Annotated in this window: 16 protein-coding genes; 11 read left to right on the plus strand and 5 right to left on the minus strand. The window is 65.4% G+C overall.

The annotated features are described in order from the left end of the window. Positions 1-36 precede the first annotated feature (36 nt). From ACWPWT_RS06220 to ACWPWT_RS06250, 7 genes are read left to right on the plus strand one after another with little or no spacing between them, the layout of a single operon-like run. Positions 37-2,172: a hypothetical protein gene (locus ACWPWT_RS06220; RefSeq protein ID WP_454278972.1), complete on the plus strand. Its 2,136-nt coding sequence runs from the start codon at positions 37-39 to the stop codon at positions 2,170-2,172. Further along, positions 2,172-2,753, plus strand: coding sequence for a hypothetical protein (locus ACWPWT_RS06225; protein ID WP_454278973.1), 582 nt, complete (start codon positions 2,172-2,174; stop codon positions 2,751-2,753). The genes ACWPWT_RS06220 and ACWPWT_RS06225 overlap by 1 nt, the downstream gene beginning before the upstream one ends. Then, a complete protein-coding gene (locus ACWPWT_RS06230) occupies positions 2,750-5,398 on the plus strand; it encodes a hypothetical protein (protein WP_454278974.1) in 2,649 nt (882 codons plus the stop codon). Before ACWPWT_RS06225 ends, ACWPWT_RS06230 begins: the two co-directional genes overlap by 4 nt. Continuing rightward, complete coding sequence (locus ACWPWT_RS06235) at positions 5,395-5,775, plus strand: hypothetical protein (protein ID WP_454278976.1); 381 nt, start codon at positions 5,395-5,397, stop codon at positions 5,773-5,775. The genes ACWPWT_RS06230 and ACWPWT_RS06235 overlap by 4 nt, the downstream gene beginning before the upstream one ends. Beyond that, entirely contained in the window at positions 5,772-6,539 is a 768-nt protein-coding gene (locus tag ACWPWT_RS06240) for a hypothetical protein (RefSeq protein ID WP_454278977.1), read from the plus strand. Before ACWPWT_RS06235 ends, ACWPWT_RS06240 begins: the two co-directional genes overlap by 4 nt. Before the next feature lie 2 nt (positions 6,540-6,541). Next, positions 6,542-7,039, plus strand: a complete 498-nt coding sequence (locus ACWPWT_RS06245; protein WP_454278978.1) for a hypothetical protein — start codon at positions 6,542-6,544, stop codon at positions 7,037-7,039. 3 nt (positions 7,040-7,042) lie between these two features. Continuing rightward, entirely contained in the window at positions 7,043-8,863 is a 1,821-nt protein-coding gene (locus ACWPWT_RS06250) for a hypothetical protein (RefSeq protein ID WP_454278979.1), read from the plus strand. Between the two features lie 1,217 nt (positions 8,864-10,080). Here the strand turns inward: ACWPWT_RS06250 and ACWPWT_RS06255 are convergent. After that, entirely contained in the window at positions 10,081-11,925 is a 1,845-nt protein-coding gene (locus tag ACWPWT_RS06255; RefSeq protein ID WP_454278980.1) for a HAMP domain-containing methyl-accepting chemotaxis protein, read from the minus strand. Positions 11,926-12,434: 509 nt separating this feature from the next. Between ACWPWT_RS06255 and ACWPWT_RS06260 the strand changes: the two genes are divergently transcribed. After that, complete coding sequence (locus ACWPWT_RS06260) at positions 12,435-14,927, plus strand: DegT/DnrJ/EryC1/StrS family aminotransferase (RefSeq protein WP_454278981.1); 2,493 nt, start codon at positions 12,435-12,437, stop codon at positions 14,925-14,927. Then, positions 14,924-16,006 carry a glycosyltransferase family 2 protein gene (locus tag ACWPWT_RS06265; RefSeq protein WP_454278982.1) on the plus strand — a complete coding sequence of 361 codons (1,083 nt, stop codon included), beginning with the start codon at positions 14,924-14,926 and terminating at the stop codon, positions 16,004-16,006. Before ACWPWT_RS06260 ends, ACWPWT_RS06265 begins: the two co-directional genes overlap by 4 nt. An 86-nt stretch (positions 16,007-16,092) precedes the next feature. On the opposite strand, the gene ACWPWT_RS06270 is transcribed toward ACWPWT_RS06265, so the two are convergent. Next, positions 16,093-16,218, minus strand: a complete 126-nt coding sequence (locus ACWPWT_RS06270; protein WP_261268676.1) for a hypothetical protein — start codon at positions 16,216-16,218, stop codon at positions 16,093-16,095. 260 nt (positions 16,219-16,478) lie between these two features. Here ACWPWT_RS06270 and ACWPWT_RS06275 point away from each other — a divergent pair, with 260 nt between their 5' ends. Then, the gene (locus ACWPWT_RS06275) at positions 16,479-17,153 is read left to right on the plus strand and encodes a phosphatase PAP2 family protein (protein WP_454278983.1); all 675 of its coding nucleotides are present in this window, start codon (positions 16,479-16,481) and stop codon (positions 17,151-17,153) included. Between the two features lie 4 nt (positions 17,154-17,157). Here ACWPWT_RS06275 and ACWPWT_RS06280 read toward each other — a convergent pair whose 3' ends face one another. Further along, the gene (locus ACWPWT_RS06280) at positions 17,158-17,997 is read right to left on the minus strand and encodes an HpcH/HpaI aldolase/citrate lyase family protein (RefSeq protein WP_454278984.1); all 840 of its coding nucleotides are present in this window, start codon (positions 17,995-17,997) and stop codon (positions 17,158-17,160) included. A 5-nt stretch (positions 17,998-18,002) separates the two neighbouring features. Then, positions 18,003-19,007 (minus strand): UDP-glucose 4-epimerase GalE, encoded by a 1,005-nt coding sequence (galE, locus tag ACWPWT_RS06285; RefSeq protein WP_454278986.1) that lies wholly within the window; start codon positions 19,005-19,007, stop codon positions 18,003-18,005. 78 nt (positions 19,008-19,085) lie between these two features. Between galE and msrA the strand changes: the two genes are divergently transcribed. Further along, positions 19,086-19,625, plus strand: a complete 540-nt coding sequence (gene msrA / locus ACWPWT_RS06290) for a peptide-methionine (S)-S-oxide reductase MsrA (RefSeq protein WP_261268680.1) — start codon at positions 19,086-19,088, stop codon at positions 19,623-19,625. A 128-nt stretch (positions 19,626-19,753) separates the two neighbouring features. On the opposite strand, the gene ACWPWT_RS06295 is transcribed toward msrA, so the two are convergent. Then, entirely contained in the window at positions 19,754-20,689 is a 936-nt protein-coding gene (locus tag ACWPWT_RS06295) for an L-threonylcarbamoyladenylate synthase (protein WP_454278987.1), read from the minus strand. Between the last annotated feature and the right edge of the window lie 63 nt (positions 20,690-20,752).

Here is a 20,752-nt window from a genome sequence, read left to right on the forward strand (position 1 = left end):
GCATGAGGTGTCCAATCACCCGCCCCTTTCCGTCTGATGGCCGCCAACGTCGTATTGGTGGAGGCGCGACCGCGTAGCGCCGGTGACGGGGCCGCCGTCGTTGTTCGCCTGGCGGGAGGCGGCGGGGTCTATCCTTACTTCTACGACAACGCGCACTGGAAGGCCGGCATCGCCGGATTGCCGCGCACCATCGCATCGCTTGATTTCGACGGCGAGCAGTTGGGCGGCGGTGGTGTGCCCCAAGCCATGGAGCTTGGTTGGTCGCCCGCGACCCGCGCGGCACTGGCTGAGGTTGCCGCGCTATACTGGGCAGATGCCCCCATCACGGTGCGGATCGGCCCGGAGGGCGAAGCGCTGCCGCCGATCGCGGCGTCCGGCCTTGTCCTCGACGGCGCGGTGGAAGGCGGCAGTCTGCGCATCGCGCTGTCCGACGCGGCGGCCGAGCTGAAGAAGCCGCTTCTGACCGATCGCTTCGCAGGGACCGGCGGGATCGAAGGCCCGGTCGAGCTGGAGAACATCATCAAGTCGCGCAGCTGGGGCCGATGCTTCAACGTGCCGGGGCAGCTGATCGACCGCGCGAACAACATCTGGTGTTTCGGCGACCCGCGCCGCGCCTGGCAGAAGTTCGTCCAAGTGCGCGACCGGGGCGTGGCGGCGACGGCGGTGCTGTTGCTCGCGTGGCAGGGTACGCCCGAGGCGACCTTCGCAGCGCTGAAGGGGGCAGCCGCACCCCAGGGCGGGTGTGTGGTCTGTCCGTCGATCGCTTGCGTGAAGTGGTGGTCCGAGGCCGCCGGCGACCTGAAGGCCGACATCGAGGGCGAGACGGCGGGCGGCTATGTCGAGACGGTGCCCGAGATCGTCGCCCGCTTGGTCGCGATCCGCTCCACCGTCCCGATCGCAGCCGGTGCGCTTGCCGACGCAGTCGCCTGGCGCCCCGCGCCGACCGGCTGGCGGATCGACAATGACACGACCACGGCGGCCGACGCGATCAGCGAGTTGCTGGGCGACGTGTCTCTCTCCTGGCTGCTGATTGGGGGAGAGCTGCGCTTCCGACGCTGGGAATGGACCGCCTCGACCCGCGTCGAACGTAGTCACCGCGTCACCAGGCGTTCGACCGTCAAGCCGGTCGGCACCCGCAAGCTGGGATATCGCCGCAACTGGTCGCCTATGGCGCGAGGGGACCTCGCGGCGATCTTGCTGGCCAAGGATGTCGCTTATCAGGACGGCACGCCCGTCGAGGCGTTGAAGCCTGCCCAGCCTGGCGCAGATAAAACCGCCGATAATCCCGAGGCCTATGAGAAATGGACCGGCCGCAAGGCGGTCGATGTGATCGCCGACCTAGATCAGAACATCATCAACGTCGCCAACGAGATGATCGTGAACGGCACTTGGCGGGCGAGCACCGACGATATCATTTTCGTGGATGGCAAGCCTGTTCGGAAGGTTGTCGAACAGTTGGGTGTGACGAACGAAGGCCACACCCTGTTCATCACGAAATTGCAGGAGGTGGATAGCAGCACCGGCACGGCCAAGTTCGTGAACGTCGCCAACGCTGACGGCCATATCGTCGGCATGGAGGCACTCGCCGGGGGCGGGATCAACCAGCTTAGCTTCGTCGCGGAACGCTTCCTGTTCGTGGACAATGGCGGCGGCAACGCGATCGTCGCCCTGTCTTACGACACCACCGACAAGGTGTGGCGGCTAGGTTCGATCGAAGCGACCCGGATCAAGGCCGACACGATCGTCACCCGGCATATCATTTCGTCCTCGATCAGCCAGACGCGACTGGCTCCGGTCAGCGGTAATATTCCCATCGCTCGGAATGCCAGCGCAAACGTCGTGAGCGTGTCCATGACCAAGCAGGAGCCGGATAGCGTCATGAAGGTGATGTTCTTCGGCATGTTCCAGTCTGACGACGACATTCAGATGACGTGTACGGTCGAGGTCGACGGAACCACAACCTATCCGGCCGGGCGCATCAACAACGTATTCGACAGCACGCAGAGCAAGGCGGAGTCGACCATTACGCCCTTTGTATACATCACCGACCTTCCGGCGGGCGACCACACCTTCGTGTTCAAGGTGGTCAATCAGGAAGTCGATAACATCGCGCTGATCGTCAAAATGGGATCGGCCATGGAAGTCCTCGAAATCAAAAGGCCGCTTCTCTGATGGCTGACCAGGCACTTACCCCGGCGCAGGTGGCCGACTTCGTTGCCGTCTGGCAGGCGTGGGGCAATTCTGTCGACCAGTTCAACGCGTGGATGATGGGCACCGCGACCGGCGGGCCGAACGGCGACGGTCGCTACCCGCTGACCAATCGGGGTGGTCAGGTGGTGCTGGTCATGTGCCCGGCCAAGCTTGCGACGCTCGTGCCGACCGGGCAGCCCTTTGACTGGCTGTTCGATTGCTACAGCCCGCGCGAGATGGTCCGGGTCGCCACCGGCCTGTCGCCGCTGCGCGCGCCGCGCGTGTTGATCCTGTCCGAAATACGGGCTTCGGTCATTGTGGCCGATATGTCGTCGGCGCAGACCTATGGCATCAGGATCAACGTCCGGGTGGCGGGCACCTCGATCCTGTCCGCGCCGCTCCGCATCCTGCCCGGCCAGCTTTCGAGCAAGGCGGACGGCACGCCGCAACCGACGATTTCGACGCCGCGCATCCCCGACGACGCGCTGGTCAGCATCGATGTCGAGGCCGAGGGCTCCGGCGCGCGCGGCTTGGTCGTCTATCTGAAGGGGAATTACGAATGATCCTTCAGAATCGAAAGCCGCGCGTGCCGCTGCGCGCCAACTTCCTGACGGGCGACTATCAGGCGAACAACGCCTCCTTCACGTCCATCATGTCGATGAAGGAAATCGAAATCGCAGGCCCCGGCGGCGTGTCTGCGGGGCCGGACGGCAAGCTGTATGTCAGCCCCGCCGGGCAGCCGCGTATCGTGCCAGGCGTCGGGTTCCTGCGCGAACCCGCGTCGAAGAACCTGCTGTTCATGCGCAACGCTGCACCGACCTCGACGGAAGGATGGGCGCTGCTCACCGCCCGCCCTGAAGGCGCGACCATCACGCTGGTTGATGACATGCAGGCGCTGCGCGCGGCTGGCATCTTCGACAACCTGCTGTCGGCGGGCCTGATGAACGGCAAGGTCGTTCGGCTCTACAACCCGAGCAGTGACACCGAATTTGCCGTGCCGTTTTTCGGCGCAGGTGGCGGTGCTTATGCGATCAGCGCCTATGTCCGGTGCCCGACTGGCGGCGGATACATCACGGTCACGGGCGGCGGCGGCCAGACGCCAATATTCACCGGGGCGGCTTGGCAGCGCGTCGGCCGCCTTCACACCGCCGGGCAGCAAGGCCGCCTCGTCGTTCGCCCGCAGTCCGAGGTGCTGGTCATTCTCGCCCAGGCTGAAGCGGCGCGCATCACGAGCCCGATCGTCACCTATGGTCAGCCTGTCGCGCGCGGCGGCGACCTGTTCGAGGTGCGGGGCCGCAACCTGTTCGATCGGCCCCACACGCTCATCCTTGAGGCGGAAATCGCGCAGCAGAACAATATCGAGCGCACGATGATCCAGCTCGGCAATGCGAACGGCGAGGTCATGACGGTCGCGCGCACCACCGACCACGCGCTGACCGGCACGCTTTGGAAAAGCTACAAGCGGCCTTGCGTGCCTCGCCTTTATGGGCCGGGCAAGATCCGCATGGCGCATCGGATCGGCGCGCGGGGCCAGACGATCGCGGCGGCCGGGCTTTGCGCCCATGCGCCGTTCCTGCCCCCGCCCGAGCGGCTCGACCGGCTATCGGTTGGCGCGCGGCTGGACGGCACGTTGCCGATGTCGGGGTGGATACGCTCGATAGAGATCATCGGAGAGATCGGCGACGATGACCTGGAAACGCTGGTCGCGAACGATAACGACGCCTTCCTGCCCGAGACGCGCCGCTATGTCAGTCCGAACGGAAACGACAGCGCGGACGGGCGAACCCCGGCCACCGCATGGAAGACGCTGGCGAAAGCGGCAGACATCACGCAATTCTGGCCCGGCACCCATATCTTTTTGGAACGCGGCGGCACTTGGACCGAAACGCTTCTGACGGCCAACCGCGCCACCTATCGGCCCTATGGTAGCGGGGCGCTTCCCAAGATCGGGGTGGGCCAGACCTATGCGCTGGACGAGAACGCGGCCAACGACTTCCGCCTCCAGCAAATCCATATAACCGGGGCAAAATCGCGGGGCGTCAATTGCTACGGTGCGAGCGGCGTCATGATCGTGGATTGCGAGATATCCGGCAACGGCTCGCTGACCGATGACAATGCCATTGGCATTGCGATCCGGGGCAACACGCGCCGCGCCGAGTCGGAGTTGCTGGCCAAGCCTGCGGCGGTCAACGTGACCGAATATTCGACCAGTGAGGCAGCCCTGACCGGCACATTCGTCGCGCGGTGCATCAAGGCGGGCACGGGCGCGGGGATGCAGTGGCAGGTGTTCCGCCCCGACGGGTCGCTAATCACCATCGCGCAGACCGATGGGACGGTGATCCGTGTCCTGACGGGCGGCACCCGCTTCTCCGGCGGCGGTATCGTGCTCAACCTATCCGGCACGGGCGCGGTCGGCGATGAGGTAAAGGTCAGGGCGAAGCCGTTCAGCGAAATCGCCCTACCCGGTAATGCGCTGGCCGAAGACGTGCTTATCGAGCGCTGCCATATCCACGACAATATCGGCAAAGCCGCAGGCGACGCACTGTATATCGAAGGCGTCGGCGGCTTATGCCTCGTCATCGGCAATCTCATCCCGCCGCCGCGCGGCGTGGCCGCCGACTGCATTCAGATCGGCCGAAACAATCGCTTCTACGTTGCGAACCCGGCTCACGCGATCGTGCGGAATAACCGCGTTGCGGCGTTCACAGGCGGCGGCAAGGGTGCAATCGTCGTCCTTTCAGAGTCGTGCCTGATCGAAGGCAACCACATCCGAGGGCATAACTTCTGCATCTCGCTCAACCCCCTGACCTTCGCCATCGTCCGGTGGAATTATTGCTATGAAGCCAACCTCTATAAGTACTCATGGGGAATCGGCGTCGGATCGGACTTCGACTGTTACGACCTGGCGATTTACGGGAACGTCATCGTCGGCTGCAATCGCGCCGTGACCTTCTCGGGGAATGGGAACAGCACCTTCACGCTCGAAGGGCGAGTTGTCCGGTTCCAGTATCGCAGCCGCGTCGCCGTCAATGACAACGACGTTCAGGATTGCCCGGTCGGGGTGTTCATCGACCGGCCGACGAGCGGGCGCATTCTAGGCAACCGGGCCAGCAACGTCGCTCAGCCGCTCGACATCCGCACCACCGTATTGCCGCCCGGCGAGACCGAGCTGCGCACCGTGCTAGCCTTTGTGACGGCGGCCGCATGAGTGCTGTCGACCCGCTCTTTGCGCAATGGCTCCAGAGCCAAGCGGATCATGTCGTGGTGACGGACGCGGCCAGCCTGGCGCGCTGGGCATCGACTGCCGTCACGTCGACGAGGACGACGGCGATCGCCACCAAAGCCGCCGCCCAGGCCGAGGCCGAGCGCCAGTTGGCGTTCCTGGGGCGCGGCCCGTTCGCCCTCGATGTTCATGAATTTGCGTCCACCGATTGGCTGGAGTCGATCGGACTGGTCGTAACCATCTCCAATGACGAACTGGGCTATGAGGGCGGCGTCGATGTCTTTGTCCTGGGCGTCGAAAGCGACGCCTCGACGGGGATCAGTGCCGTCACCGTCCTGCGGCCTCTGAAAGGTGTCTCATGAGCCGCTTAGTGATCGTCGAACCGCGTCTGATCGCGGCCGTCGCCGGCTCGCGTGGGACAGGCGCGGAAAACCTGCGATCACCCAGTCCCAAAGAGGTCTGGATGGACAGCGCCACCGGCAACACCGTGACCATCACGATCGACCTGGGCGCAGCCGTCGAGATCGATACCATCATGCTGGGGTATGTGCGGGGCAGCGTCGCGGCAACGAACTGGTCGATCACTGGCGGCCTGGTGTCGGCCGACCAGGCCGTGATCCAGGCAGCGACTGCCTTGCGGGTGCCCGATGTGCCCGGCCGCTTAGCTCCCGTGACGCACGCGCTTTGGATGGGTGCCGCCCGCACAGTGCGGTATCTGGCAATCGCGCTGGCGCATCCCGGTCCGACCCGCCTGAGTGCAGGCCTCCTGGTCATCGGCAAGGCATTCAGCCCCGAGCTGGGCCAGGACTGGGGAAGCGGTCGTCAGCCGATCGACACCGGCAATGCGACGCCCCTCCCGGACGGTGGGTTCGCCACGGTGGAAGGCGTCATTAAGAGCGCCTTCACCTGTACCTTCAGCGACCTTTCAGAGGCCGAGACGCTCCAACTGGAGGGGATCGCCGCCGCCCTGGGGACGGTGCGGCCTGGCCTTCTGATCGAGGATGCGACCCCATCCGCCGGGCTGATCGCCCGAATGCATTACGGCTTGTTCGGCAAATGGAAGCCGTTCGAGCGCCGCAACCGTGCCCAGACGCGCTGGGATATCTCAATCGAGCAATGGGTGTGAACATGGGTATGTGGAAGAATTGGGCAGTCGCGGGGATCGCTGCGGCCGTCGTGATGGGGCCCGCTGCCGCCCAAGTGAAGCGTGCTGGAGAAGTGGTCAACTCGCCCGCCGTGCTACCCGTGACGCTGCCAAACGGCACCTACATTACGCCCGGCGTATTCGTTCAGATCGACAAGACAGGGACGGCTATCGACGCCACCAATCCGCTGCCTGTCACGGTTATTTTGCCGCAGGTTACTGCGATCAGTCGCAGCGGCATTTTTGGTACGACGGCCACCCAACTGATGCCTGCAAATCCGACGCGCCGCTTCATCCAGGTGCAGGTCCAGAACAGTGCAACCTGCTACATCAGCGGCTTGTCGGCAGCAACGGCCGACCAGAACAGCCTGCTACTGCCCGGCGGCGGTCAGCTGTTTGAAAGCAGCACGCACGTCACGAGCGGCGCGATTTCGATCATCTGCTCTGCCGCCTCGACCCCCGTCTATGCGCGGGAGGGCTGACGAATGGGCTTCAAGTTCAACATCGGCGGCGGCGGGCCGGGTCTGTCGGCCAGCAAGACCAGCTATTACACCACCATCTCACAAGGCGCGGTGATTGCCTCGCTGTCCGACCCGTTCGGCACGGGCTCGACCTATGCCGTCGTCGGCAGTGCGCCTGCGCAATTGGCGCTGGCGTCAGATGGGCGCATCGTGGCCGGAATGGGCACCCCGGCCGTCGGGCAGGCATACACCATCGTCATTCGGGCGACGAAGGGCCAGCGGGCGGTTGAGGAACCGCTGACCTTCAGCGCTGTGGCCGACCCGCTGGAATCGCCTGTGACCGATGCACAGCGTTTCATGTTCTGGGCGACCCGGTCGCGCTTCCCGTCGGGCGCGCTCGTCACGGCAGCGACGGCAACACCGTATGTCATGACCCGGATCGTGCTGGCGTCGACGGTCCACGCCGTCACCAATCCGCGCTTCCACTTTTCGGGCTTCGCCTCGACCGAAGGCGGCAACAGTCCTCAGGAAACCGTGCTGCCGGGCAATGCCATGGTCATTGATGGCGTGTGGATCAGCGTCAACGGGGCTGCCCCGGTAGCGCTGACGTTCGGGGGGCAGGCAGGCGTCTCGATCGCGAGCGGCAATATCGGCGCTTGGACCGATGAGCCGACGATCACCATCCCGCGCGAAGCGAGCGTGGCGATTTACACGCTGTACCATACGGCGGCAGGCGAGAAGCAGATCCCGGTTTATCGCATTCAGTCCGCTCGCGGCGAAAGGGTATGGGGCGCGACGGATGCCGCCACCCTGACGCCGATGCTGAATGCGCCGGCAACGGCTTCGACCGCATCACTCGACACGGGCTTTGGTCAGGCCATGCCTTCCTATTACGGGCCGGATATGACCGTTGCTCGGGGCTGGGACGGCCGGGCGGTGGTGTTGGGAGTCGTGGACAGCATTGGCGAGGCCCGACAGGAATATGCCGCTGAAGCTGATGCGCGCGGCAATCTCGGGTGGCTGCGGCGCTGGCTCGATAGGGACGATCAGACGTACCGCCGGATGCCCTTCATGATGATGGGTATGCCGGGGGCCGGGTCGGCACGCGAGTTGGGCACCAATGCCACGCTTCGCTGGCAAATCCTCGACCAGGCGGCAGCGTTCAACGCGAGCTCTGCGCTTCCCTTTACGATCGTACTCAACCAGCTCGGGCAGAATGATAGCAACTCGTCCTACACCACGATGCAGGGCAATTGGACGGGCTTTGTTGATCGGTTCAAGCAGCGCTATGCGGGTATCAAGATGGTCGCAACTGGCGTGCTTCCCCGCACGACCTCGACCAACGGGTGGACCACTCGCGACGGTCAAACCACATCCGCTTATAACGAGTGGGCATCGACTACGAACGGTTGGGGCAACGGCTTCAAATGGCAGTTGGAAGCCTTCAAGGAGGCGGGCGGCGGCGGTCGCTTGGCGGGGTATATCAGCACGAAGCCCTACTGGTACGATGCCGCCTATCCCGGCACCTGGCCTGTCGTGGCCGAAACTTACACGCTGGCTGCACAGGCGGGCACGGACGGAACGACCGCCTACACGTCATTCCAGACGACGACCGCACCGCGCGTCGGTGACGTTTTGGTCGGTGGCGGCGCATCCTTGCAGGTGCAGGCCGTTACCGGAACCGGCCCATATACCGTGACGACCGCTTCGAGCACCGTCGTGGTTCCGGCTGGGACCGTGATGCGCCCGCAGGTATCGCCCGAGGGCGTGCATCCGTATGCTTCGGCAGTGGCCGCGATCGTCGCCGCCATCCCGCAATCGCAAAAGGCTATTCTGGCGGCGTGACGGCAGGGCGTTTTGAAACTGGAATGCTCTAGGTTGTCTTGTCAAAGACTCCAGAAGCTCTTGTCCCGCTTCAGTCGCGAGGTCTTTCACCTCGTGCCCCCGTATGTCATGCCCTGTGGGGGCACCGAAATTTAAAGTGGGGCATCGTGCCGCCGACCGATACGCCGTGCCGAAAAGGCAAGGGGCGAAGCAGGATCACAGGTTCGCCGATTCGGTCGGGCTCTACCTGTTCGTGACCACCATCCATGCGCTGTCACCAGCGGCAGGTCGCGCAGCCTCGTTCGCAGGGGTTCACCATCGCGCCACGCCCTGAATATAGGGCCCGCACGAGATGCGGGGCCGGTGATCGAGCGAACATCGGTCCGTGAACGAAAAAACACCTCCACCAGCGGCATCAATTTTATTTGCGCGATATTGAGTGTCGCGATAATTATATCCCAACAATAAGCGGAGGGGTTGATGGGGGTTTTTATCGCACTTGGTGTGGCGTGGTTCGCCAGTTCGGCTGTCGTCGGGGCGATAATCGGCCAAGTCATCCGCCGCGGGGATCATGGCACGAGCGATACGCCGTTCGTCGACCACGCCGCCGATTTCGATGGCGGGGAGCGACGAGTGATCGCCGGGTAGTTTCGTCCGCAATATCAAGCGTGACAGGGTTGCAGGACGTTGTGGTGTCCGCCCGCGACCTCTGTGTCCCGCACGAGGAACTGGTCGTCAATGCCGACGAGGCGGGCGGATCGATGGTGGATGACACGACGACCCGCCGGGCGCCGGTCGGGACCTATGCGCAGGGCGTCATCGACCGCTCGGCAAGCCGATCGTCGGTGTTCGCTCCTGAATCATTGAGGTGCTGCGCCTTACGAACATGGTCGTGGTGTTCGGTAGACAGCCGGGCATGGGCAAGACGGCCCCGATTACTTCCTATTCGATCGGGGCGGCAGCCGTTGCGAGATCACGCTCGCGGTGAACGCAGGGTCGAGGACGGCAGTCAGCTGGGCGGTGGGGGTCTGCTTTCGACCGTGCGGTTGATTCGATGCAGCGATGGCCCTGCCTGCTTGGCGAGTCGGAGGCTGCGGTGTCGCTGCTCCAACGGAGCGACTGGCATATGGTCGCGCCGAATGGGTGACAGGTCGAACGGGAGGCCGATTGCAGGCTGGCCCTGTTCGGGGTGTCGACAAAGCATTTGCCGACACCCCGAACAGGCCATTTCCCTCAGGTTAGAATGACGACCAATCGTCTTCGGCGGGTACGGCGTTGCCCTGCGTCATGGGAATCGGCTTGGCGCGCGGGCGCGGAGCGGCTTTGGCAGGGCGGGTTTCGAGCTTGTGGACGTTCGTCGACATCGCACTGGCTGGTTGCCCGATCTGGAAACGCGAAAGCTGACGCGCAAGGCTATCGGCTTCGGTGGCGAGCCCGCGAGCCGCAGCCGTCGCTTCCTCGACCATCGCGGCATTTTGTTGGGTGACCACGTCCATTTCGCCTACGGCCGTGTTGACTTCCTGCAGCCCGGTAGCCTGTTGCTGGGCCGCATTGGAAATCTCGTCGACCAGTCCGCTGACTTCGACGATTCGCCCGATAATGCCGTTCAGGGCCTGTCCCGTTTCACCGACGAGGCGCACACCTTCGGCCACTTGTTCGGACGACGCGGTGACCAGGTTCTTGACGTCCTTGGCGGCATCCGCCGAACGCAACGCCAGCGCACGGACTTCGGAGGCGACGACGGCAAAGCCCTTGCCAGCATCGCCGGCGCGGGCGGCCTCTACCCCGGCGTTCAGAGCGAGCAGGTTGGTCTGGAACGCGATGCCGTCGATGACGGCGATGATGTCGGATATTTCGTTCGACCGGCGCTCGATACCGTCCATTGCTACGACGGCCTTCTGGACGATGTCGCCCGACTGTTCGGCCAAAGCGCGCGCGTCTCGCGCTGCCTCGTTGGCGCTCGCGGTCCGTTGTGCGGCGGAGCGCATGGTGGAGGTGATCTCCTCCATCGCGGAGGCGGTTTCCTCAAGGCTGGCCGCCTGCTGCTCGGTGCGCATCGAAAGATCGTCGGAGGCGGTGCGGATTTCGCCCGCGCCGCCGTTGATGCCGGCGACCGCCGTCGATACCTGCGACAGCGCATCCTGCAATGCTTCGGCCGCCTTGTTGAAATCGGTTTTGAGCTTGGCAAACGGGCCGGTAAGCTCGGTGTCGATGCGGGTCAGCAGATCGCCCGTCGCGAGATTTGAGAGAGCTTGTCCGACGCTGTCGACGATCATGGTGGTCTGTTCCGCCTTCGCCCGTTCGGCCGCGGCGAGCTGATCGCGGAACTGGGTCATGGCGTTGGCCAGATCTCCGACTTCGTCGCGGCGATCGGCTTCGGGCACGCGAACATCCATATTGCCGGCGGCCAGTTCGCCCATCGCGCCGGTCATGATGTTCAGGGGCTTGGCAATCTGGCGGATCAGCAGCGTCAAAAGCGCGATGGTCAGCGCGATCGCCGCCAGGATCATCCCTATGGTGATCAGGCGTCCCGTAGCGGCCGTTTCCTTGGCCTCCGCGCGGGCTTTGTCCATGGCGGCCGTATAGGCCTCCTCCGCCCGGCCCAGCGCCGCATTCTGGGCGTCATAGTCCTTGACCTCCTGCAAGGCGCTCGCCTGCGCCGCATCGGTCTCGTTGCGGTTCGACAGGGCGATGGTCTGCGGCAAATGGTCGGTAAAGCGCTGCCAGATCGGCTCGAATTCGTCCATCGCGGCCTTGGCGACGGGATCCTGCTCCATCGCTTTGACTTTGGAAAGCGACTGGTTGATCGAGGCCAAGGCCGCCTCCAGCGCCCTGTAGTGCGCCGCCATGGTCTCTGGCGACGTGCTGACGATATGGGTCATCTCCTCGGCGCGGGCGTTCGAGGTCTGGGTATCGATGCTGTGGGTCAGCTTCTGCAAGCGGGCCAAGCGCGAAGCGATGTCTGAGGTGTTCGCGCTCAGTGCATTCTGATTGCGAATGGAAAGCCCGCCGACAATCAGCAGGGCCATCAGCAAGATCGCAAAGCATGCTATCAGCTTCGAACTGATCCGCAGGTTTCTCACATTATTCTCCTGACGCTTCGTGCCTGATCGCGGGCGGGCTCAACGCCCGTACAAAGACGAAGCCCTTATCTGATATGGATTAATGAAATGCTTTGCAGGGGGAGTTTTTTGGCGATCGCGGTGCCGTAGGACGAAGGGTCCGCCCCCAAATGCGGATTTCCCAGCCTGTCTTGCCGGGTGGAACGGAATAGCGACCATGCCCACACCGATCCTTGGATCCGGGGGACAAGGCGAGCTTGTTCCGGTCTTCTGATGCAGCCTGAATCAGGTCACGACGTTCCTATCAAAGGGGCCTGACACCAGGGGAAGAAGGTGAACGAGAACCCGTCTTTTTTCGCCTCATCATGGCAGGCGGCGGCCCCACCATGGGGTTGTTTCAGGGCGCGCGCCTGTTGGCGATCATGAGCAGTGCCTGTTTTCCCGGTCCATCCACGCCGCACCCCTTGCGCTAACCCCTTGTTAGGGAGGAATATGGGACAGCCACGGATGTGTCCCAAGGAAAGCGCGCCATGGATTTTCCGCTCATCGCGCCCCGACCGCCCAGGCTTTCCGAACAGATCGAAGGGCTGAGGCGGATCGAGCAATCCGGCCAGTTCAGCAATGGCGGGCCCGAGGTGCGCGCGCTGGAGGACGAGATGGTCGCGCGACTCTTCGGGGGCAGCGGGGCGGCGCTGGCGGTCGGCAATGCCACGCTGGGCCTGATGATCGCGATTCGGCAGGCGGCGGGACTGAACCCCCGGCTGGGCGATCTGGCGATGATGCCCGCCATGACCTTTGCGGCGACGGGGCAGGCGGCGCTCTGGGCCGGGCTGACCCCGCTGATCGTCGATGTCGATCCGGAGAGTTGGACCGCCGACCCGGACCAGGAAGAGCGGATGCTCGCGCGGCATGGCGATCGGATCAGGGTGATCGTGCCCTATGCGACCTTCGGCACGGCCATCGATCTGGAACGCTATGCCTGGCTGGCCGAGCGTTACGGGGTGGGGATCGTCGTGGATGCGGCCGCTTCACTGGGGACGCTGGACAGATCGGGGCACGGGTTCGGCACGGGGGCGCCGTTCGTTCTGGTCTATTCGATGCACGCGACCAAGACCTTCTCGGTGGGGGAGGGCGGGCTGATCTATAGCGGCGACCGTGACCGCATCGATCAGTTGCGTGCGATGGTGAATTTCGGCTTCGAGAGCGGGCGGAGCGCGACACTCCCCGGCATCAATGCCAAGATGCCCGAGGTGCTGGCGCTGATGGCGCGATGCAAATTGGCGGAGATCGACACGATCTGCGATGCGCGGGCCGCACTCGACCGCGAATATCGCGACGCCCTGCCCGAATGGTCGTTTCAGCGGGAAGCGACGATGCGGCAGGCCACCCAGTTCATGCCGCTCCTGCTCCCGACTCCATTGGCGTCCCGCCGCGGCGAGATCATCGCGGCGCTGGCCGATGACGGCGTGGGGGCCGGCCAGTATTTCAGCCCGCATCTGGGCGAGCAGCCGCTGTTCCGCGAAACCGCCCTGGTCGAGCCGACTCCGATTGCCGATCGCGTTTCGGCGCGCATGCTCAGCCTGCCGATCACCGACGCGATGAAGCCGGGCGATGCCGCGATCGTCGCCGCGCGGTTGAGGCGGGCCATCGAACGAGTGTCCGTGCCGGTGCATCCGGTGCCGGGAAAGCCGCCAGCCGCCGGCCCGGCGAACTGCGTCGTGATCGGGGGAGGGCCCGCCGGCACCGCCGTGCTGACCGCCGCCAGCAAGAACGGGTCGTTAGTCCCTCTGGCGCAGGGAGGCTTGACCCTGGTGGAGCGATCGGCCTCGATCGGCCCGGGGGCGCTGGGTGACTATGCCATCCGCTCCGATACCACGGCCGAGACGTTTTTGTCGGCGGTGAAGGACAATCCGCATCCCGAACTCGCCGCGTTGGAGTCGCATCCCGCGGGGAGGCAGATGGCGCGGCATTGCGGGGCGCTGGGCGCGCCATTGCATGATACCGCCCCGTTGCTCGCGGCGACCGCCCAGCGGCTGCGCACCATCGTTACCGATCATGGCGGCCATGTCCTGACCGGGGCCGAAGCGGTGCAGGCCCGGCGCAGCGCGGATGGTTATTGGCACACGACGCTGACCGGTGCCGAGGGGCAGCGCGTCCTGACCTCGCGCAGCATCGTCGTCGCAACGGGCGGCTATCAGAGCGATGAGCAGATCGCGGCCGAACCGGTGGCGGGCGCACCGCTGGGCGCCATGGCGGGGGATCGGTTGATCCGGTCCGATGTCCTGCTCCGCCATGGGGGCGCGCGCTTGGTCGTCGAGCGGCTGGCCACCGTGCGGGCGCCGCGTATCGTCATTGTCGGTGCGTCGACCAGCGCCTTGGCAGCGGCGGTGCGATTGCTCAAATGCCATGACCTGCCGCTCGGGGCGGGGGCCCTGACGCTGATGGTCCGCACCCCACCAAAGCCGTTCTTCCCGACCATCGCCGCTGCGGAGCAAGAGGGGTTCACCGACTTCACGGCCGATGATGTCTGCCCGGTCAGCGGGTTCGTCCTGCGGCTGGCGGGGCTGCGACTCGAGTCGCGCGAACTGGTGATGCGGATGCTGTCGCTGGGGGGGCGTACGCCCGATCCGCGCCTGACGATTTATCGGATCGCGGGCGATGACGATCCGCAGGCGCGGGCGATCATCGGCACGGCCGATCTGGTGGTGGGCGCGCTCGGCTATCGCCCCCGCTCCTTGCCGTTGTTCGATGCGGAGGGAGCGCCGATCGCGCTGGCGCATATGGCGGGGCGGCCCATGGTCGACCGCCATTGCCGCATCCTCGATGCCCAGGATCGCCCGGTGCCGGGCGCCTATGGCATCGGCCTGTCCGCCGGTTTCGTGCCCTGGGGGCCGTTGGGCGGGGAAAAGAGCTTTCGCGGACAGGCCAATGGCTTGTGGCTCTGGCAGAATCATGTCGGCCAGATGATCGTCGATCAGGTGCTGGAAGGGGCTCTGCCCGAACGGGACCATGCCGCCGCATGAGCGATCCCGTCGTCAGCATCGTCATTCCGGCTTATAACGGCGCCACGCTGATCGGCGAGACATTGGCCAGCCTGGGGGCGCAGACGCTGACCGATTGGGAGGCGCTGGTCGTCGACGATTGTTCGTCCGATCATACCCGCGAACTGGTGCGAAGCTGGCCCGATCCGCGCGTCCGCCTGATCGAGAATGCCGTCAATGGCGGCCCGGTGACGACGCGCAATCGCGGCGTTGCGGCGGCGCGCGGGCGCTATCTGGCGGGGCTCGACCAGGATGATCTGTGTCAGCCCGAACGGTTGGCCCGACAGGTCGCCTATCTGGAGGCGAATCCTGCGATCGTCCTGGCGGGCACGCAGACCGAGCAACTGGTCGAGGGGAAGGTGCTGCGCATGGACTATGCGCCGCACAGCACGCCCCATCTGATCCACTGGCTGAGCTGGATCGAGAATCCGCTGGCATGGTCGACCGTGATGGTGCGCGCCGATGTGGCGAGACGGCTCGAACCGTTCACGCGGCCCGAAATTCTCTATGCGGAGGATTTCGACCTTTATCACCGCATCATCGCCTTTGGCCGGATTGCCCGGCTGGACGAGCCGCTGCTGATCTATCGCCAACATGCTGGCGGCGCGTCCAAACGATTCATCGACCGGATGCGAGCCAGCGCGACGCGCGTGCTGACGGAGGCGCATGCACCGCTATTGGGCGAGGGCGCGGGCGAGATCGCGGGCCTTCTGGTCCGGCATAATATGGGAGGCGTGCCGGTTCCCGACGGTGCCACGCTTCGGCGTCTGGGACAGGCGATCGCGACCTTGCAGGGTGGGTATCTAGCGAAGGTGGAACCCGACACCGAAAGCCTGAGGCTGATCCGCTGGGAAACCGCGCGTCGATGGCGGCAACTGGCGCGGGCAGCGCTTCGATCCGGCTGCGTGACGCTGGGCGATGTCCTGGCATCGCGGCCCCCGCATATGGGACTGGGCTATGCCGGGGTCGAAGACCTGCTGGGATGGAGAGCGATCGGGCTGGCGCGACAACTTAGTCGCAAGCGGCATGGGGCGGAGAGCCGTCCGTCGGACCAAACCTAATCTTCGAACGACGATCTTACGGGCGGCCCGATCCGTCGGCCCGCCTGGGCGATCGGCCTGCGTCACCACAGGCCACCGCTTGCATGTCAGAGAAGATGCTGGAGCAGCTTGGAAGCGCCCACAGCCACACCGCCCACGGCGACCCAGCTCGCCATCGCCCCGAAGGTCAGGATGAGCATACGATCAAGCGGCGAAATGACGTGTTGGTCCATGGTCGTGCAGTCCTCTCCAACCGGTCTGTGTGCCGGTATGGGGCAAATCTGCGATAAAATGCGTCGAGACGCAAACCCGTTTTTCGAATAACGGTGATCGATAATGTTCGCCAGAGCGATATTTGCCGTGCGAATGGGCCTGTTCGGCCATGGTTTGCGGCTACCGGTTGCCCAAATCCTTGTGCTTTGCCAGAAGCTTGGGACGACGATGATCCGTGCGGGATCGTCGATAAGGCGCACGCAAGACGGATGACATTTTTTTGACCCATCGGCCCCCCGATCGCCTTTCCGCCATGCCCATGGCTTTACGCGGCGCGGCGGCGGGGGCTGCGGCCCTGGCGATTCTGCTGCTCGCGGGGCTTCTGATCGATCATTGGCCGTTCGATTGGGACCGGGCGATTCTCATGGGGCTTCGGGCGCATGGGCAGTCGCATGCGCTGATGCGGGCGGCGGTGGACATCACCGCCCTGGGCAGCGTGCCCGTCCTGGTGCTGATGGTCGCCGTGGCCGCCATCCTGCTGGCGGCGCGAGGATGGTGGCTGATGGCGGGCGTGACGGTGGCATCGGGAATCACCGGGGGTATGATCGTCACGCTGGTCAAACAGAGCGTGGCGCGCGCCCGACCCGATCTGGTGCCGCACTGGGTCGATGTGTCCAATGCCAGCTTTCCCAGCGGTCATGCGGCGGGCAGTGCGATGGTCTATCTGACGCTGGCCGCGCTGGCGACGCAGGTGACGCGGCATCGCCGGGTGCGGCATGCGATCGTGGCGATGGCGGTGCTGCTGGTCGGAGCGATCGGGGTCAGCCGCGTCTATCTGGGTGTCCATTGGCCGTCCGACGTGGCGGCGGGCTGGTGTTTCGGAACGCTCTGGGCGCTGGGCTGGTGGTGGGCGACGGCGGCGATCCGCGCCTCATGGCCCCAAATGCGCGAGTAGCGACTCAGCTTTGCGCGCGCGCCAACAGCGCCTGTGCGGCCTTCAGATGCGGCGCATCGACCATCCGCCCGTCGAGCTGCAGCGCCCCTGCGCCGGAGTTGGCCGCGAACAGGTCGACGATTGCCTGGGCGCGCGCGAGTTCCTCGGGCGAGGGGGTGAAGGCGGCGTTGATGACCGGAACCTGGGCGGGGTGGATCGCCATCATGCCGGTAAAGCCGTCCCGCCGTCCCCGCGCGGCATAGGCGGCCAGCCCTTCCGAATCGCGAAAATCGGGATAGACCGTCTCGATCGCGGCGACCCCGGCGGCATGCGCCCCGAACAGGGTCAGCGAGCGCGCCAATTGGTAGGGTGCGGTATAGCCGCCATCGGCCTCGCGCGCGGTCGAGGCACCGATCGCGGCGGGAAGATCCTCCGCGCCCCAGGTCAGCCCCGCCAGCGGCAGGCTCGATCCGGCATATTCGTTAAGCCGGAACAGGGCGGTCGGGGTTTCGGTCGCGATCGGCAGGATGGGGATATGCTCCACCCCCCGCGCCGCCAGCGCTTGAAGGCTGATGAGTCCTTCGGCCTTGGGCAGGACGAGGCCGTCGGGGCGGGCGGGCAGGATCGCCGCCAGATCGTCCGCCGCCAGCGGCCCGTCGATCGGGTTGATCCGCACGAATAGCCGGACGCCCTCCTCGCGGGGTTGCGCCAGGAATGCCGCGATTGCCTCACGCGCTCGGGGCTTGGCGTCGGGTGCGACCGCATCCTCCAGGTCGAGGATCAGCGCATCCGCGCCCAGCCCCATCGCCTTCGCCATCCTGTCCGGCCGATCGCCGGGCACGAACAGCAGCGAGCGCAGCCGCATGGGCGTTAGCGCCCCATCTCGGCCAGCTTGCGCTCCCAGGCCAGTGCATCGCGGACGATGCCGTCCAGATCGTCGCGCTCGGGACGCCAGGGCAGGGTGGACAGGATCGCGCTATTGTCCGCGATCAGCTCCGCCGGATCGCCCGCACGGCGACCTTCCAGGCGGCGCTCGATGCTGTGGTTGGTGACGCGATCGACGGCGTCGAGCACTTCGAGGACCGAGAAGCCCCGGCCATAGCCGCAATTGAGCGTGTGGCTTTCGCCCGGCTGCGCGATCAGCAGTTCCAGCGCGGCGACATGCGCGGCGGCCAGATCGGAGACATGGATGTAATCGCGCACGCCGGTTCCGTCGCGCGTCGGAAAGTCGGTGCCATAGACGCCCACCGCCTCGCGCTTGCCGATCGCCGCTTCGACCGCGATCTTGATGAGGTGCGTCGCCCCCACCGTCGACTGGCCCGAGCGGCCCTGCGGGTCCGCCCCCGCGACGTTGAAGTAACGCAGCGCGCAATAGTTGATCGGATGCGCGGCGGCCACGTCCTTCAGCATGATCTCGGTCATCAGCTTGGACATGCCATAGGGGTTGATCGGCGCCTTGGGATCGCCCTCCGCCACCGGCACCTTTTCGGGCGTGCCATAGGTTGCGGCGGTCGAGGAGAAGATGAAATGGGGCACCCCCTCCGCCACCGCGCTCTCGACCAGCGATCGGCTGGCGGCGGTGTTGTTGCGATAATATTTGAGCGGATCGCTGACCGACTCGGGCACCACCACCGATCCGGCGAAATGCATGATCGCGCGGACGCGGTGGTCGCGGATGGCGGCGCGCACCTTGTCGTCATCGGCGACGTTCGCCACGACCAGCGACGCGCGCGGATCGACCGCCCAGTCGAACCCGGTGACCAGATTGTCGAGCACGACGACGTCATATCCTGCGTCGAGCAACGCGAGCACGGCATGGCTGCCGATATAGCCCGCCCCGCCCGTCACCATCACCTTGCCGTCGATCGCCGCCATCACTTTGTCCTCAACCCTTGGATTGCCGTGGCCTAGCGCCTTCCTATCTAAGCATACAAGACGACGAGGAGATTTCGTGTGACGGAATATGTGACACTGGCGGGCGGTTGCTTCTGGTGCACCGAGGCGGTGTTCAAGGATGTGATCGGCGTCGAATCGGTCGAAAGCGGCTATATCGGCGGTACGGTCCCCAACCCGACCTATAAGCAGGTATGCGGCGGCGATACCGGCCATGCCGAGGCGATCCGTATCGGTTACGATCCAGAACGGCTCGACCTCGGCGATCTGCTGGACATCTTCTTCGCGACGCATGATCCGACGCAGCTCAATCGCCAGGGCAACGATGTCGGCACGCAATATCGCTCGGCCATGTTCCCGGCGGACGAGGCACAGGAGACGGCGATGAAGGCCGCTCTGGAGCGGGCTCAGGCGGGCTCGGACAAGCCGATCGTCACCACCCTGGAGCCGATGGCTGAGTGGTATCCCGCGGAGGATTACCATCAGGATTATTGGGAAACCTCGGGGCGGTCGAACCCCTATTGCATGGCGGTGATCCCGCCCAAGCTGCAAAAGCTGCGCAAGAGCTTCGCCGCGCGGTCCAAGGCGGTGACCGCCTGATCGCGCCTGGGTCAAGGTCGGAGCGTGCGCTTCGACTTCGCTTAGGCCGAACGGAGCTTTGGCCTAGAGCCGGCCTCCGTTCGGTCTGAGCGAAGTCGAAGGCCAAGGGAATAGCCGAGCCAAAGCCCCTACCGCGTCGCCGCGCGCCGCAGACGATCGTTGATCGCGTGCCCGATCCCCTCGATTGGGATCGGCGCGATGGCGAGCCTGGGCCGGTCGCTGGCATCGGCGCGGTGGAGCGCGTCGAACAGCCGCGCTGCCGCCTCCACCGGATCGCCGCTGGCGGACAGGCTATCCTGACCCTCCACCGCGCCAAATCCGATCAGCCATTCGTCCGCCGCCGCCTGCGTCGCATTCAGCCTTAGGGGTTTGCGGGGAGCATAATGGCTGGCGAGTTGTCCCGGCGCGGTTAGGATGGCGGGAGCCTCCGGGCCCTGCTCGACATCGCCCAGCACCTGGGTCAGCATCGCCGCCGTGACGGGGCCGGGGCGCAGGATGGTACGACCCGCCACGATGGTCGATTCCAGCCCGGCTTCGGTCGCGCCATCGTCGAGGATCGGAACGGCGGGGCCCAGGCTGGCGCGGATATGTGCGGCACGGGTCGGGCTGATCCCGCCGCTGGCATTGGCGGAGGGCGCGGCAAGCGGTCGGCCGCTGGCCGCCAGCAGGGCCTGCATCGCGCGGTGGCGCGGCACGCGGATCGCCACCGTATCCAGCCCCGCCGTCACCAGCGAGGCGATGCCCGCGTCTTTTCGCAGCGGGCGCACCAGCGTCAGCGGACCGGGCCAGAATGCCTCGGCCAGCGCCAGCGCATCGGCATCGAATTCGGCCAGCGCCCGCGCCGCCGCCAGATCGGGCACATGGACGATCAGGGGATTGAACGAGGGCCGCCCCTTCGCCGCATAGATGCGCGCGACCGCCGCCGCATCGGTGGCGTCGGCGGCCAGGCCATAGACCGTCTCGGTCGGAACCGCGACGATGCCCCCTGCCGCGATCGCATCGGCGGCGGCGCGGATCGCGGGAGGAGAGAAGGCCAGGGTCGGGTCGTGGTCGGGAAAGTGCATGGTCGCGCGGCGCTATACCCGTTCGAAGGCTACACGATAAGGGGTACGGAGCCTCCCCCTTCG

It is taken from the genome of Sphingomonas sp. Marseille-Q8236, assembly GCF_965112005.1.